Origin of the sequence: Neobacillus drentensis (genome assembly GCF_036965645.1) — a bacterium.
GTDB lineage: Bacteria > Bacillota > Bacilli > Bacillales > Cytobacillaceae > Neobacillus > Neobacillus drentensis_D.
Genome location: NZ_JBALPZ010000148.1, coordinates 1 through 16,470, shown reverse-complemented (window position 1 = coordinate 16,470; position 16,470 = coordinate 1). Strand labels below are relative to the sequence as shown.

Genomic DNA, 16,470 nt, shown 5'->3' with positions numbered 1-16,470 from the left:
CCTCCACCCCTTATAACCCCCAGCCTTTTTATATTCAGGCTCAGTTAAGTGCGAGGCATGAGGCAAAATAAAATATTGTACTCTTATTCTGTTATCATTTACTCTTATAATTTGCATTTCTCCTTCAATAGTATGTTGGTGTGTCCTCATAAATGGATCCCAAGGAATAATTTCTTTCCCATTAATAAACATTTTGATATTATTTTTTTCTAAAATTGAATGGAAGACAAATTCTAAGTGTTTGTTGATTCGAGAAACCTTCTTAAAGAAACTTATTTCCTTTAATGTACGCTTTCCGCCTGCACCCATAAATCGATCTAGTTTGTCAATACAGATAATGGTACCGCTATCATCTGCTATTGTTCCCATTTTTAATTTTACTTCGTCAGGGATAGAGGTGAATAGCTGCCACTCGTTACATTCGGAAACATGGTCTAAATCCCAGCATCTTTCATGATAAATACCATTTGACTTTGTAAGTACACACAAACGTTTCCCCATAGAAAAGGATGCAGTCTTTAACCCCATACCAAATCTTCCTAGTTCATTAACAGCTCTTTTCGCGCGCGGATCTTTTGATCCTATGTTCATTGCTGTCTGAAGCATTTCTTCATTCATCCCAGAACCATTATCTGCTATTGTTATCATTCCATCTGTTTCGCCGTATACAAAATTTATATTAATCACTGTGGCTTTGGCATCTAGGCAGTTATCAACTAAATCAGCAACAGCCGTGCTAGGATTATACCCGATTGATCTTAATGCATGTATAACAGGTGCCGCAGATGGTTCTGTAATAACAACATTCATATAAAAAACTCCGTTTCATGTGGTTAATTATTCTAATTATAACAAAATAATATAAATGGAAAAGAAATGTGAAAAAATAGTAAATATTTTCTAGCCAAGTTTTATTAGTAACAAAATTAGCCCACTTTGCTGACTAAGTAGTTTAAGCCAGAAGTGTTTCATTTGCAGTTGATGTAATTAAGTATGGAAAGGGAAAAGAAGCATTAGAAATAATAATAAATTCATCGAGAATATCAAGTGATGTAAGGGAACAATTGAAAAATTTAATAAATGACTTTAAATAGAATAACAAAACTGATAAGCAAATTAATAAAGCCCTCAAGTGATTACTCAATTGGGGGCTTCTAAAATCCTTTTTACTTCTATTTATTACCCTATTATTAAAGATTTGTTCCACATTTCAATTCAATCCACAAAAATAACCTTTACCTGCCTCTTCATCTCCCTCTTTAACCCCGTTTGATAAAACAACAAAAACTCTTTCACAGGATGTTGAACATGAGAATCATTCTGGTTAAAAGTAACCCCACTGGCCTTCATATCACTTAATAGCTCCATCATAGAAACTATTGAACTTCCTTCCTTTTGGTGGGTATTAATTTGACAGGTTCATCACAACAACGGCAGGTAAATACTCTTTTCTTTGAGAGTGCCCGGTATTGTTTATTTAATTGATTAATAATATTGTCTCTGCCTGTTCTTTCTGATTCAAGCTCTATTCTTTTGGCTTCTATGTTTATGATATCTCCATGTAATAGTGCCTCTTCCAAACCCCTAACACCTTTTCAAGAAAATCCCAAACAATACTCTTATTATAATATAACAAACTTACAATCAGGTCCTTTTTCCTATTAATCACCTAGTTACTTAATTGAAGTACTTTTTCAATTAACAAATGTATATTGTTTAACAGAAATAAAATTAAAAATTTAAGCAAGCCCAAAAACCGACAAGGTTCGAGCAAGACATTATGTAAAATAATAGTATAATTTACCACCATTTTAATATATCGGTAATATTTGACACAAAAAAACTTTAGCTTAAAGCCGAAGGATGTTAATTACGAATGATCAGGTATGGGGGGAGCTTTATGGAAAGTACGGTAAATATTCAAGAAATTGAGAAACAACGCCTAAAATCAACTAAATGGTATGCAAATTGGTGGTTGATCACAACAAGCGCCCTCATTATTATCGCACTCATCATTGGAGCAGGCAGCTATTATCAGGCAAACCACTTCAATTCAGAAATCAAGATTAATGCCATAAAAGTCGGTGGAATGACCGCTGATCAGGCCCTTAATAAATTAAAAACAACCGTATTAAAAAATGATGTATATGTCGGAGATCAACAGATTTTAGATGGAGAAGATACAATGATGGGATATACGGATAAAGATTTGCCCGCTATCAAAAAATTATTAAAGAAACAATGGACTTTTTTTCCTTCTTCAAAGACCAAGGATTATTCATTAATGCCCAGCAATCAGGATCTGTACCGAAATCAAACGTTGAAAAAACAGGTGGAAGAAAAGCTGTTAGCCATGAATCAGAGTTTAAAAGCGCCACAAGATGCAGCGGTTCGTTTGGTACAAGGCAAAATTGTTGTTTCTAACAGCATTAGCGGAGAGCAATATGATGTCGCGGGTATATTGAAGGACTACGAAAAACACGAATATGTTAGTGAAATCCGGCTCAATCCAGTTTACATACAGCCAATTAAAGAAGACAGCGAGTTTGTAAAAAATCAACAAAAAAAGTTTGAAGAATTCCTTGCTCAGACCGTCAATTATAAGGTACAGGATAAAGTTTTACCGTTAAAAGCAGGAGAAATTATTAAGAATGCATCCATTTCAAAAGATTCGCAGATTAAGATTGATGATACTTTTGATATTAACAACAAGATCGCTGAAATTAACAATTCCCAATCCACATTAAATAAGGATTTCACATTCAAGACCCATTCAGGTTCGGTGATATCTGTTAAAGGAAAAGGTTATGGCTGGGCCATAGATGTTAAAAAAGAGGTACCCCGTATTAAGGAAGCTTTTGAAAAAGGAGAGAAATCGGTCTCCGCCTCTAATATTTACGGAAATGGCTGGAATGGTGAAGGTTACGGATATGAAGCAAGTACGAACAATGGTATTGGCGATACGTATGCTGAGGTCTCCATTGCAGAGCAGCGAATCTGGATTTACAAAAATGGGAAATTAGTCGTCACAACGAATGTCGTTACTGGCACACATAGTACCCATCATGATACATCACCAGGAGTCTGGTATATTCTCTATAAGCAGACTCCTGCCGTCCTAACGGGCAGAGAAAACGGAAAAATCACTTATCAGGTCGATGTTAATTATTGGGCTCCTTTCACAAATGATGGTCAAGGATTCCACGATGCCAGCTGGCGAGGCAATTGGGGAAGTAAAGCCTATCTTACGGCAGGATCGCATGGCTGTGTCAACACACCACCAAGTATTATGAGAACCGTATATAACAATCTCAGCACTCATGAGCCAGTTGTAGTTTATTGAGTCGTGGAAGGCTGCCCAAAGGTTTAATTAGGAATTGCCAAACACTGCTCGAATTGGGTGTTTGTTTTCAACTTAAAAGGCGAAAAGTGCTAATCACTTTTCGCCTTTTATCTGTTGATCATCTATTTACCTCGAATAGCAGCCCATATTGTTTATTAGAGTTCAAAGAGTACTTACTGCTATTTCCTTTTTTGCTAAGGTTTGTTTCAGTTGTTTTCTTGCCCGATATAGCCGTGTCTTGACCGTAGCTGGCTTTATACCGAGCAGGCGTGCGATTTCGTTTTCCTTTAGACCATATTTCACCTTAAAGGTCAGCACTTCTTGGAATTCCTTCGATAAGCTCTCCATTGAACTGTCTACGTCCTCTTGAAAGAGCCGTATGCTCACCGATTCCTCGGTGTTCACCTGATTTATCCTATGATTCATGATTAGTTCCATTTGGGCAGAGTCAACAACGATCCATCTATTACTTTTTTCTGACCTTAAAAAATCAATGGCAGTCCTGGCAGTTAGGGTAGACAACCAAGCACCTAATTTATTTATATCTTCAATTGTATCTATTTTTTTAAATACTTTTAAAAATGCCTCTTGCACAATATCCTCGGCCCAAAGCCAGTCATGTGTGTACCGAAAAGCAATATGAAGCAGACGATTTGCGTACTCAGTATATACTTGGTTAAAATCAATCGTACTCAAATCTCCACCATCCTATTTAAAATGATCCTTAACGAAATCAGGAGCATGCTTTTCATCAAAAAACATGACTTCGTAATAATGGGCAGAGCGGAAATAAAAGACAGCCATGTATTCGTGATTCGGGTCCGCGCTTGCGTTATTTAACATTTGTTCAATTTGTCCCTTATTGGTTACATCCAAGGTATCTCTGCTTTTTTCTAAGTTACTCTTAATGATTTCGATATCTTCCGGATTTTCCATTTCACCTTTGGCTACAAGTACATGATTAACATCATCTGCGCTTGGCATTGCGTCTTTCAGTAATTCCTTTTGCTTTAGCCAATCGGTCAAATTTTGATAGTTAGGCTTAAATTCAAAGCTCAAAAAGTGGTCATTGCCTAGATAGACTTCAACATTTGAGCCCTTGAAGTAACGGCTGTCTTCATATGATTCTGCCAATACATCTTTCCTTAAAGCGGCAAGCACTTCTTTTATATCGTTGGCATTAGACAAGGTAACTCCCTCTGAAATAGGCCCATTCCCAATCGTGAGGGTTTTAATTTTATTTTCATTTAATTTAAAAATCTCATTTGTGGATCTTATATATTCCTCTGATTCATAGATTGGTTTGAAATAATCCTCATACAGACGTTCATTTACACTGTATTCTCTTGTCACTTTGCTGCCATTTTTCAATTCATATTGAATATAAAAATTCTCTGATTGGTTGTTTTCCTTTTGCTGATTGATCCTTTTATCAGAAAGAAGCTGCTGGTGAAGCATGCGGACAGCCTCAATATTCGCCTTTTCTTTCATTGGTGTTGGCGTATAGTATTCTCTGTAAATATCATCATTTGTATAAAAACCAAATTGATTGGAGAATAGGACGGTTTTAATTTGCTCCTCCCCCGGAACTATATTTTCATAGATTCCTAGAATTTGAACTCCTATACCTAGGACAGCGGTTATGGCTAAATAGACAATTAAGCCTTTTATTCGTCCAAAAACCCGCCACGTTTTTCTTAAAATCATCTCTGCTCCTAAATAACCAATCACAGCTCCGATCACATAACCGAAAATGGTCCAGCTAAAGCTTCTATAGGAAACTTCTTGAAAGTACGAACCACCAAGAAGCATCACACAAAATGTTACCCCATATTTAAAAATAGAACGTAATTTTGGAAAGGCAATCGCCTCAGAAGCTGATTCCAAATTTCTTTTTTTATAAAAAATGATGGAAAGTCCATATAGCACGATGGTTAAGATGATATAAACGATCCCTTCACCCCATTGAAACTTCCTGCTGTCGAGGACAGCCGCATAGGTAATGGGAGACAATTTCTCAAGCTGTCGATTTAGAAGATAATCGCCTGGAAATCCATAGAGTACTATTTTTAAATTAAAAAACAGCAACATTGTTATTCCAATTGGGAAAAGGAGAAAAACATAGGACAGAATTGCCTGGACGATTGACATCCCTGTCATCATGGCTATAAACACAGCAGCTGTGTATAAAAGCAGCGTGATGACCGAAGTCGTGCCAGCCCAGTAGAATATATCCTTTACACTAAACAGGTTACTGAAATCCAGTGTTTTATGCATAAGAAGAATGATCAACGTAATGACGGAAACAGGCAGAATTAATAATACCATTCCGGTCAGCGCATATTGATGAAAAATCTTTTCTCTTTTAAGGGGAATACTATGCATAAGGTCTGCCGCTTGTTTCACATGAAGAAAACGAAATAAAAATACCGCCAAGATGACAGGGACAATAACCATGATCCCAATTTGAAAGGTAAAATTAACGAGAAAGAGATTGTTAGGTTCGGGATAATAACTTTTGGTTTCGTCAGAATAGATCATTAATAATTGAATGGGCAAAATAAATAGCAAGACTAAAAAGTAAACAATCGAAACCCAGCCTGTACTTCGTCCAATTTGAAGAAGTAATTCTTTATTAAACCAAGACGTTCTTGATAGCATAGCCGATATCCCCCATTTCATATATGAAGATCTCCTCAAGCGTAAGAGGCAGCAGGTCAAAAATGACAGGGTTTGTCTGGAGAATTTGTTTCTCTATTTTCTCCTCATCGCCTCTGACAATGAAAAGGTACACACTTCCTCTTTTTTCAGTATGAAGAGGATTGAGATTTAAAAGCAGCTTGTCTGGAGGAGTTCCATTTTTATAGGCAACCTGAATTTTATGAATGTCCGCTTTCAGATCATCGAGTTCCTTTTCCATTAAGAGGGTACCCTTATGGATAATGCCAATGTAATCACAAATGTCTTCAATCTCACGAAGATTATGTGATGAAATTAGAATGGTCATTTCTCTTTCTGCGACATCATGAATCAACAGGTTCTTCACTTTTTTCCGGACAACAGGGTCGAGGCCATCCAAGGGCTCATCCAAAATGAGGATCTCTGGGTTGGAAGCAAGGGCGAGAATAAAAGCAATCTGTCTTTGCCATCCCTTTGAGAAGGTATGGATTTTTTTATCTAGATTCAAATCAAAAAGCTCAGCCAGCTTTTGAAAACGTTCTTCCGCCCAGGTTGGATAGCAGCTTTTATAAAAACGGGCCATTTGTTTGGTTGTATATTGCGAGAAGAAATAGGGCTGATCCGGTATGTAAAAGACTTTTTGCTTTAGGCTGATATTTTCAAATATACTTTCACCGTTAATCGTTACTTCCCCGTGATCCTGGCGATAGATCCCTGCCAGCAGTTTAATGAGTGTGGTTTTCCCAGCACCATTTGATCCGATAAGACCGTAAATGGAGCCTTTGTTGATGGATAAATCGACACTTTCCAGCGCGACGAAACGGTCAAATTTCTTGCTAACACCTTTCATTTCAATCATTGCTTTCCGCCTCCCCCTTTTGCTTGGTCTAGATCTTGAATTAATTTGATGATTTCACCCGCTGGGATTCCAAGATACAAAGCTTCCAAGACCACTTTTTCAAGTTCCTTTTTTACAGTTTCTATTTTCTCTAAATCTTTTATTTGATGGTTTGGATTGACGAAGCTGCCCTTCCCTTTAATGGAGTAGATAAATCCTTGGATTTCTAATTCTCGATAAGCTTTTTGAATCGTATTCGGATTGATCGTGAGTTCTGTAGCTAATGTTCTTACGGATGGCAGCTGTTCATCTGGTTTTAATACTTCATTCATGATAAGCTCCTTCATTTTATCCACCAGCTGTTCATAAATCGGCTTTCGGCTCCTTATGTCTATCTCAAACATTACGGGGTGCCCCCAATCTGTACTAAGTGTACTATTGATCGTAGTACAGTTTGATTATATTCCAGTACTTTCCAAAAAGAAAGACCCTTTTTTATAATTTTTTAAAACGGTCAAAAGCCATAACGGTTTGGTTTCCCTCTACCTCCCCTAAAAAAATTTCACATAAGAAATATTACCTATTACAAAATAACTGTTTTTAATATTTTTAAGAGTCAGATAAAAAAATTGCAAGAAAACATAAAAATACCACAAATGGAATCTTCAGATGTTTCTTTATAATGAGGTTGACACCACTGTGACAGCGTTTTCAAAAAAAGGAACAGTACGGAGGTGAAAGAGTAAGTAAAGTGCTGAATTAAATTCAATTTAGGGGAGGTTGGAAAAGTGTTTAAAATAGGGAGAAAAATTAAGAAACTTGTGTGGTCTACGGTTATATCAAGTGCAGCTGTTGCAGCAATTGTGGGCGGAGCCTTTTCTGCACAGCCAACACAGGTGAATGCTGAACAGGCCGCTGTTTCATCTCAGCTGCCTTGGATGAATACGTCGCTTACGCCTGAAAAACGTACTGAAATGCTGATCGCAGCCATGACGCTAGATCAGAAAATCCAACAGCTAGCCGGGATGCGCGGAGTAATCCCAGAGTTGGTGGAATGCGGAAGCCCAGGGAGGCATATTCCTGGAATCCCTGAACTCGGGATCCCAACATTCAGGATTACCAATGGTCCTGTTGGTCTAGGCGGCGGTGACTGCAGCCCACAGGATAAAGCAACGGCATTACCTGTCGCAATTGGACTTGCAGCCAGTTTTGACCCCAATCTTGCTTATGCTTTCGGTGACCTAATGGGCGGTGAGGCCCGCACGCTTGGGCTGCACGAACTTGAAGCACCAGGCATGAATCTTGCACGCTTGGGCGAGAACGGCCGCAATTTCGAATACATGGGTGAGGACCCTTATCTCGCTGGTGTTTTAGCCTCTAAAGAAGTTAAGGGTATCCAAGATAATGATATTATTGCCATGTCAAAACATTATGTACTTAATGATCAAGAGCAAAACCGTATGTCCGTGAACGTTAACATCGACGAAAATGTACTTCATGAGCTTTACCTGCTCCCATTTGAAATGTCGGTAAAGGATGGTAACGTTGCTTCCATTATGTGCTCTTACAATCGAGTAGGCGGAACTTATGCCTGTGAGAACGAGTATCTATTGAATACCGTTTTGCGTGATCAGTGGGGATTCAAGGGGTACGTCCAGTCTGACTTTGGTGCCACCCATTCAGCTACTCCTGCGCTTAACGCTGGATTGGATTTAGAAATGCAGAGTGCAAGATTCTTCACAAGTGACAACATTAAGGCCGCACTTGCGGACGGCAGTTTAAAAATGGTTACTGTTGACCAAGCTCTAAGTCGCCGTTATGTCCAAATGTTTAAATATGGAATTTTCGACCGTCCGATTGTCAGGGGTACGATCGATGCTGAGACGAACGGTTCGAAAGCGCGCGATATTGCGGAACAGACAGCAGTACTGCTAAAGAATGAGGGTAACTTGCTTCCGATGAACCCATCTGTTAAATCGATTGCCTTAATCGGTAAGTCAACCTATGTTGATGCAGCCGTTGCAGGTGGAGGCGGCAGTTCGCGGGTAAGTCCGCTCTATACCGTTACACCTCTTGAGGGACTTCAGAATACTTTAGAAAAAGTAGGTTCTAAAGCAGCAATTACCAAGATTACAGTCGCTGCTGACAATAGCAACCTCAACGAAGCCGTAGCTGCAGCGAAAAATGCAGACGTCGTCATCCTGATGGCTGGAGTAGTGACCAGTGAGGGCCGTGACCGTCCAAGCTTGTCTCTGCCTGATAACCAGGATGATATGATAACAGCTGTAACTGAAGCAAACAAGAAAACGGCACTCGTGCTTAAAGATGGAGATCCTGTGCTTATGCCATGGGTTAACAATGTCCCTTCTATCCTAGAAGCATGGAATCCAGGCCAAGAGGACGGCAATGTTGTCGCTAACTTGTTATTTGGGCTTGCCAACCCATCCGGAAAGCTTCCAGTAACTTATCCAGTTTCCAAAGCGGACACACCAACCAGCACTGTAGACCGCTATCCAGGAGTTAATCAAGGTGTACTCGATAGCGCGGGAAAAGAGATCCCTCAAGTGTACTATTCTGAAGGACTTGAGATGGGATACCGATGGTACGATGCCCAAGACATCAAACCTCTTTTCGCCTTTGGTCATGGTTTGTCCTATACTAACTTTGACATTTCTAAACTTGTTGTAACACCAAAGACGACGGATGGAACTAAGAAGATTCAGGTATCCTTCTTTGTCGAAAATACCGGAAAAGCAGCAGGTGCGGAAGTGCCGCAAGTCTACTTAGGTCTGCCTAAAGCTGCGAACGAACCGCCTAAACGGCTTGTTGGATTTGAGAAAGTTTGGCTCAATCCAGGTGAAAAGAAACGTGTAACGATTACCATTGACCCAGCAGCAAGCAACCATCCACTGTCCATCTGGGATTCGAATGCTGATAATTGGAAAACTTTAGATGGTGAATACAAAGTGTACGTTGGCAACTCTTCTGACAACATTACGTTGACAGATTCCATCACCGTGAGGACCCCAGCGGGACATAGTAAATAAGGTAGCATTTATAATGAAAGAGTAATAAAAAAGATAGTAAAATAGGGGCTGTCCAGAAAGTGTAACATGACTGACTTTCTGGTGCCCCTTTTCCATTTCAGTACTAATGATAATCAGGAAAATGGCATTCCCGCAATTTCTAATTATATCTAATTAAGAACACTGTTTAGCCATTTGTTTAGTAAGAGTGCGATTTCTTTGCGTTTATCGATATAATTGTGATCTGTCTCAAAAACTTCATATTGAAGATGTTCCGCCCCAGCATTTTCAAGTAACCCCACAAGAGGGTCATGAAAGTATGGTTTTGGCAATTCCTCATCAAACATAGCTGCAGTCAAAAGAATCCTTTGAACCGCTAGTTGAGGCGCAAGTAAAAAGGTATTCCATTCATTTTGATGGGTACGGACTTCCTCTATAATCGATTCAACAGAAGCACCATTCAAGAAAAAGGTTCCTTCTCCTAAGACTTCCGTTATTTGAGCCTCCATGGTTGGATCCTTTTCCAGCATTTGTGCAAACAAACCGAAGTTGGCACCTGACAGGGAGGCAACAGCCTTGATGGACGGTTCTAAAGAAGCTACTTTTAGAGCTAAAAAGCCGCCAAAACTATGTCCCACTAAAGCAATCCTCTCACTGTCAATCCTATTTTCTATAGCAGCTTGTTCTTGTTTAATGTAATGAAGCGTCGCATGAACATCTTCTAGTGAATGGGTAAACGAAAAACTGCCTTGACTCCCCCATGCACCACGGTAATTAATGACTAATACATTCCATCCTTGCTGTTGAAGCTCGGCGGCAAGATCAAGATTCATCATTACACCCGGAAAACCATGCAGCATCAGGACCGTCGCATGAGGGCCTTTTCCTTCTGCAATATACATCCGTCCAATGATGAGATCTTCTCCACTTGGGATTTTCAACAGCTTTAACTTGCTTGAATTCTTTTGCTTCATATCTTCCAATTCCACTCCTCTACCTATTAGAATTTTCAAACTTTTATAATTACTACAATTCTAAACCATGATAAACAGAATCGCGAACATGACTACTTAGAACCAGGTGCAGAACATATTTCAGAGGTATTAAGAATCTAATATAATAAATTAATAAAGATTTTAACCAATCGATTCCTATCATGGAGGCAAATTTGGAGTATTGATACTACTTTTTGGGATGATCAAGCGCCTGGTAAGCTAATTGGTACTTTCCTCCATCAGCAACTTGTGAATGGTATAAAGCCTTGAGAGCATTGTTTTTTTCAAGACCGTACTCTGCCTTCAACCCTTTTAAAAGTGTATGCAATTCTTTATTATCCTTAATTAGCTGCTGCATTTGCGATTTCATATACTTCAAAATAATTATCTCCTTTCAGAACGCCAATCCGTTCCCCAAGTATAGCATGGATAATCTTTATTTAAATAAATCTATATATTGCAAATCCTATGATGAGAATCCTCACGATTGATATAAAGCTTTCCATTCAAATTTTCTTTCCAAAATTCACAAACATTTCAAAAATAATACACTTCCCTCGCCTTTTTAGGCTGTATACTACGAGTAGTTACAGACATAATCCCTCCCCCAGCCTCATTTGTATTTTTTCATCCCCCAAAAAAGTGAAAGCAGGTTGATTTATGAAAAAAAGAAGTCATATCAAGGCTCGTTCTCCAAAAATACAGCCCGAAGTACGAATGCGGGTACATCATTTCGAAAGCCCCAAAGAACGTCAGCAATTTTTGATGAATTTGGCCATTAGTTCTGAATTTGAAATGAGATACCGCGGGTTACTAGATTACTATGGAAAAGAGTTTATTGACTATAAAAAGCAAAATCCCACAGACAAAAACCGCAATGAATTTCTTCGTATTATTTCAAAGTTTATGACAGAATGTCTAGAAGACAATTGTCCACCCTCTTGGCAACAATGTGTACCCTCATTTTGGGAAGAACTCATCTTTACCTTTTATCCTCATTGCATGAAAATCACGCCAGAAGAAAAAGAAGTAGAAACCTTTTTGTCACAGTTAAAAAAGTTTGTAGAGTGGCTTGATAAACGTGTGGGCACCTCATGGTATTTAATCGTTGAAGAATATATTTTTATTGCACGTTCGGAACTTAAGTCCTGTGAACACCTGCTAAATGGCCTCTTTTTAAACGATTTTCCACGCATATATCACTCTGACTGGGATCCGGAACAAGACATTGAAAGGATTAATCACAAATATGACCAATGTACGAATCGGCTTAATAGTATATTTGAAGTTACGAGTATCATCGAGCACACGGTTTTATTGAGTGAATTTGAAACCAACCATACTTATTATATAAGGGGCCTTCCTTATAAATTAATTGAAATAGGAATGATTATGAGCGGCATTATTGGCAAAAAAAGCGGTGATTTAAATTGGAACTGGTTTCAAACGGATGGAATTTATCCTCAAAGAGGGAAAACTTACATTACAATCAAAAGGTAACTGTCTACGGAAGCGCGAAAAAGAGGCCTGGCACCTGGCTGCCAAGGCCCCTGCTACCTTTATAAGCTCTCACTGCACCACAAAAAGAAGCAAGAGAACCGTCCCCATGCTTCATGTAGCTAATGAATCCCTTTTTTCTTTTCTTGTTTTTTTAATGGTTCCTACAATCAATAACAGCAGTGGGATTGCTACCATGTTTATTGGTAAAACGTATGGAATAAAAAAGTTATTTGGAAATTCAATTGATGAAACGTCAATATTGCGATAAAGGACTGAAAGTGGAATCAGGGTTAACGCAATGATCCAAATAACTTTTCTCCAATCTTTTAAATGAAATAACTGGCCGATTCCATGACTAGTAACGAACAGGAAGGTGGAAAGCTTAATAAACACACTTAAAATCCAGATAACGGTTGGAATAATTTCGATATTTTGAAGAAATTCCATAGCGGAAATGTAGCGTACCATCTCAAAATAGGGATACCAGATCCTAGAAGCTAACCCACTTCCAAATACCATAATTACCTCTACTGTATTTAATATAATGATAATAGAAATCATGACAATACCTTTTATTGTAATAGACACACTTTTCTTTGGCTCTGTAGTAAAGCAGGTTAGCATCATGATTACGTTAGCCTCCCCCAAAAACGCAACGGGTGCAAGGCTCCCCTTTGCAATCGCCCCCCATCCAGAGTCCACATAAACAGGTAATATTTGTTTCCACTGAATATTATTTATACTCAGTAACATAGTAAGGATTATCACTATAATAATAACGGGACCAATCATCTCACTGCATCGCGCGATTCCTTCAATCCCTCCTTTATAAGTAACATAAACCATCAGGTACAGCATCAAAAGAATCAATACCAGCAAAGGCGTATTTCTAAACAAATTCATTTGGATAAAATCAGAGGATTCACGAAGGATGATTCCCATTGTCGGTATAAGTTGGATGAAATAAGGAATGACAATGATTCTCCCCAGCCATTTCCCTAGAATCGTTTGACTGTACTCAATAAAAGTTTGATTGGGATACAGCAGACTCAATTTACCGGCAATAAAGATTAACCCAATGCTAGCCGCTCCAGCAATTACGAAACAAATCCATGCATCTTGTTTGGCCGCAGCAATTGCGGGTGTTTGTGTCAATAAAAGAGTCATTCCTATATCCAGGATGGCTATAATCCAGAATAATTGTCTTGGAGAAATCTTCATTTCTTTAACTCACTTTCCATTAGCTGTAATGAAGGTCCTGTTAATCCCACTTGATCAACCGTTAAATCTGCTTTCACAACAACATCTGCTTCTGAATACTCGTTTTGCCAATTAGCTTTTATTTTCTTCCATTTCATGGGGTATTTTCTATGAAACGCATTCCCAAGTCCAAAGATATCCGCCTTATAATCTTTCTGGACATGTACAATCGTTTGAGAAACGTCTTTTGGTACGTTCTGATTTAAAGCTCGCTCAACTGCCTTCAGATGACTAGGATTTTTTAAATCTAAGTTCGTATTATTCTCTTTGATAACCCCCTTTCCAGAGAGAAAAATGGTAAATCTAATTTTATTACCCTGTAATAAGGGTTTTATTTTACTTTTATATTTTCTTCCGACAAAGCTGATTGTTCCCTTTCCTTCAGGTACATAAACGGTTAATGTGTTCTCCATTAATTCTCCCCTGACCCAAAAACGATTTCTTACTTCAGAGGGTGTTAACGAACCAATCATTTGAAGGTTATTATTAAATATTGCTCTCCCTCTGACTCTGAATGTTTTTGATGGCACTTGTCCGGCATCCCCTTTAGCTGCAGAATTAATGATTTCAACCATCGGCAATGTTGCATTACTGCCTTCTGAATTGGCCTCTACTAAAAATTCCTTGTAGGTAGAGCTGGCTCTTCCACTAATTCTTTCCTGAATTTTCAAAGGGGCCAAGGCAGGAATACTTTCCAATTGGTAGGGAATCGATAAAAATTCTTGGGCAGTCGACCCCCTTACGACAAATAAATCAGTCCTCAACCTGACTTCTGGGTTACGGCTAAATTCATCCGTCATTTTTGCGAGTCCGTTTCTAGCTAAATCCTCCCCAATAACAATAACCCTTCTGTGACTGGCAAAAATCTTTCGCGATAGCTTGGTTTGCATATTTTGCGAAGTATCAGTGGCCGTTTTTCCCGTTGCCGATTCTAGAAAATACCCCTGCCCTGCAGATGCACTTCCTTTTCCTCCTCCGCCTGAACTGCCGAGTTTTGCGGGGACCACAATTTGTGCACTGCTTACCAAATTACCATCCTTATTAAGATCCATACCCCACCCCAATACAATCGCCAAGTCATTTAATTCACGGCGGTCCCAGCACCCTGTGGTGAAAAGAGTGACGATAAGTAAAAGAAAAAAGACTCTTCTTGAAATAGTCATTTCGTTTCATTCCCTCTTTTTACACTTGGCTTTTGCCCTTGTGGAATTCTTTGTTTATTATCACCGGCTAAATTTGGACGTTCAGTCATACTCCATCTAGGGGCACGTAAAAAAATATCTTTTAAGTTCCCTTTACTATGTGGAGCCACTGGGCCTAAATAAGGGACCCCAAAGGAGCGAAGATTAATAAGATGAATTAGAATCGAGACGATTCCAATGACAATGCCATAGAAACCGAACATACCTGCAAGCACAAGAATGGGAAAACGAAGGATTCTATAGGCAAACCCTAAGTTGTAACGCGGGGTTCCAAAAGATGCAATCCCAGTTGTGGCAACGACAATAACCATAGGAGCTGATATAATTCCTGCCTGAACCGCCGCTTGGCCGATAACAAGTGCCCCGACAATACTAACTGCAGAGCCTACTGGTTTTGGCAGCCGAATCCCTGCTTCACGCAATGCTTCAAACATAAATTCCATCATGAGTGCTTCTATCACTCCTGGAAACGGCACACCCTCCCGCGCGGCGGCAACACTTATTAATAAATTGGTAGGAATCAACTGTTGATGAAAGGTAGTAATGGCCACATAAAAAGATGGAAACAATAAGGCAATATTCAATAAAGTAAAGCGAATCCATCGTATAAAGGTTGTGTATATAAACCGTTCATAATAATCCTCTGCTGCTTGTAATCCTGTCCAAAAAGTCATTGGTACAATTAATACAAAAGGGGTATTATCAACAAGGATTGCTACTTTCCCTTCTAACAAACTTGCACATACTACATCAGGCCGCTCTGTATTTTGGACTTGAGGAAAAGGAGAAAAAGGGACGTCTTCAATAAAGTCCTCAATATAACCACTCTCTAATACACTATCAATCCTAATTCGTTCGATTCGTTTCTTCACTTCCTCAACGACCGAATCCTTCGCAATCCCTTCAATAAATAAAATTTCCACAGAAGTTTTGGTATACTCCCCGATCGTAAACGATTCAATTTTAAGTTTTGGGGATCTTATTCTCTTTCTAATTAAGCTTGTATTTATCCTTAATGTTTCCGTAAAACCGTCTCTAGGACCTCGAATAACTGTTTCCGAACTAGGCTCTTCTATTCCTCTTTTTTCTAATCCCTGCAGATCGGCGATTAAGGCCATGCTTTCCCCATCAATTAGAAAAGCTGCATTCCCCATTATTACTTCCTCAACTACCTCAGAAACGTTTGGGACGGTCTTTACCTTCGCAACTGGAATAAGCTGTAACTGAATAATCTCCCTAATGGTTGTTCTATCTAATTTCTGAGTAATCCCATCAAAGATGAGCGGTTTTAAAACAGATTCATCTAAAGTTTTGGTATCGCAAAAACCATCGATATAAACTAAAAGAATTTTTGAATCATTATCTATGGCAATCGAGCGGAATTCTATATCATTACACATGTCGAATTTCTCTTTTAACATCTGCTCATTAATGGATACAGTAGTGCTTAATTCGTCCTTCTTGGAAGAAAATGAATTAAATTTATCCATGTTTTGTTTGTATATATTTCGAAAGAATCGCATATGCCATATCCCCCATTTAGAACTATTTTCCTCCTTAAATGGTGAAATATACCTTACTCATATAGGTTTATTTATTCTTAGGGGATATTTAATTTGACTATGTG

General features: G+C 38.7%; 14 protein-coding genes. 3 read left to right on the top strand and 11 right to left on the bottom strand.

The features are described from left to right. Both V7266_RS24655 and V7266_RS24650 read right to left on the bottom strand, forming a co-directional pair. Positions 1-810 (bottom strand): ATP-binding protein (locus tag V7266_RS24655; protein ID WP_335471819.1); only part of this gene is annotated, 810 nt, incomplete at its 3' end. Positions 811-1,376: 566 nt separating this feature from the next. After that, the gene (locus V7266_RS24650; RefSeq protein WP_335471818.1) at positions 1,377-1,580 is read right to left on the bottom strand and encodes a hypothetical protein; all 204 of its coding nucleotides are present in this window, start codon (positions 1,578-1,580) and stop codon (positions 1,377-1,379) included. A 320-nt stretch (positions 1,581-1,900) separates the two neighbouring features. Here V7266_RS24650 and V7266_RS24645 point away from each other — a divergent pair, with 320 nt between their 5' ends. After that, complete coding sequence (locus V7266_RS24645; RefSeq protein WP_335471816.1) at positions 1,901-3,343, top strand: L,D-transpeptidase; 1,443 nt, start codon at positions 1,901-1,903, stop codon at positions 3,341-3,343. Positions 3,344-3,505: 162 nt separating this feature from the next. Here the strand turns inward: V7266_RS24645 and V7266_RS24640 are convergent, their stop codons facing one another. The 4 genes from V7266_RS24640 to V7266_RS24625 are packed head-to-tail and all read right to left on the bottom strand — an operon-like array spanning position 3,506 to position 7,264. Then, positions 3,506-4,039: an RNA polymerase sigma factor gene (locus V7266_RS24640; RefSeq protein ID WP_335471814.1), complete on the bottom strand. Its 534-nt coding sequence runs from the start codon at positions 4,037-4,039 to the stop codon at positions 3,506-3,508. A gap of 12 nt (positions 4,040-4,051) precedes the next feature. Then, positions 4,052-6,004, bottom strand: coding sequence for a DUF6449 domain-containing protein (locus V7266_RS24635; RefSeq protein WP_335471812.1), 1,953 nt, complete (start codon positions 6,002-6,004; stop codon positions 4,052-4,054). Further along, positions 5,979-6,881, bottom strand: a complete 903-nt coding sequence (locus V7266_RS24630) for an ABC transporter ATP-binding protein (protein WP_335471810.1) — start codon at positions 6,879-6,881, stop codon at positions 5,979-5,981. Before V7266_RS24630 ends, V7266_RS24635 begins: the two co-directional genes overlap by 26 nt. Further along, complete coding sequence (locus V7266_RS24625; RefSeq protein WP_335471808.1) at positions 6,878-7,264, bottom strand: GntR family transcriptional regulator; 387 nt, start codon at positions 7,262-7,264, stop codon at positions 6,878-6,880. Before V7266_RS24625 ends, V7266_RS24630 begins: the two co-directional genes overlap by 4 nt. Before the next feature lie 384 nt (positions 7,265-7,648). On the opposite strand from V7266_RS24625, the gene V7266_RS24620 reads away from it, so the two are divergent. Further along, complete coding sequence (locus V7266_RS24620; protein WP_335471807.1) at positions 7,649-9,907, top strand: beta-glucosidase family protein; 2,259 nt, start codon at positions 7,649-7,651, stop codon at positions 9,905-9,907. A 149-nt stretch (positions 9,908-10,056) separates the two neighbouring features. Here the strand turns inward: V7266_RS24620 and V7266_RS24615 are convergent, their stop codons facing one another. Next, positions 10,057-10,860: an alpha/beta hydrolase family protein gene (locus V7266_RS24615; RefSeq protein ID WP_335471805.1), complete on the bottom strand. Its 804-nt coding sequence runs from the start codon at positions 10,858-10,860 to the stop codon at positions 10,057-10,059. Between the two features lie 208 nt (positions 10,861-11,068). After that, positions 11,069-11,260 carry a hypothetical protein gene (locus V7266_RS24610; protein WP_335471803.1) on the bottom strand — a complete coding sequence of 64 codons (192 nt, stop codon included), beginning with the start codon at positions 11,258-11,260 and terminating at the stop codon, positions 11,069-11,071. A gap of 281 nt (positions 11,261-11,541) precedes the next feature. Between V7266_RS24610 and V7266_RS24605 the strand changes: the two genes are divergently transcribed. Next, positions 11,542-12,381, top strand: a complete 840-nt coding sequence (locus tag V7266_RS24605; RefSeq protein ID WP_335471802.1) for a hypothetical protein — start codon at positions 11,542-11,544, stop codon at positions 12,379-12,381. Between the two features lie 111 nt (positions 12,382-12,492). On the opposite strand, the gene V7266_RS24600 is transcribed toward V7266_RS24605, so the two are convergent. From V7266_RS24600 to V7266_RS24590, 3 genes are read right to left on the bottom strand one after another with little or no spacing between them, the layout of a single operon-like run. Continuing rightward, positions 12,493-13,602 (bottom strand): GerAB/ArcD/ProY family transporter, encoded by a 1,110-nt coding sequence (locus V7266_RS24600; RefSeq protein ID WP_335471801.1) that lies wholly within the window; start codon positions 13,600-13,602, stop codon positions 12,493-12,495. Continuing rightward, complete coding sequence (locus tag V7266_RS24595; protein WP_335471800.1) at positions 13,599-14,804, bottom strand: Ger(x)C family spore germination protein; 1,206 nt, start codon at positions 14,802-14,804, stop codon at positions 13,599-13,601. Before V7266_RS24595 ends, V7266_RS24600 begins: the two co-directional genes overlap by 4 nt. Then, positions 14,801-16,333: a spore germination protein gene (locus tag V7266_RS24590; RefSeq protein WP_420491498.1), complete on the bottom strand. Its 1,533-nt coding sequence runs from the start codon at positions 16,331-16,333 to the stop codon at positions 14,801-14,803. The genes V7266_RS24595 and V7266_RS24590 overlap by 4 nt, the downstream gene beginning before the upstream one ends. Positions 16,334-16,470 lie beyond the last annotated feature (137 nt).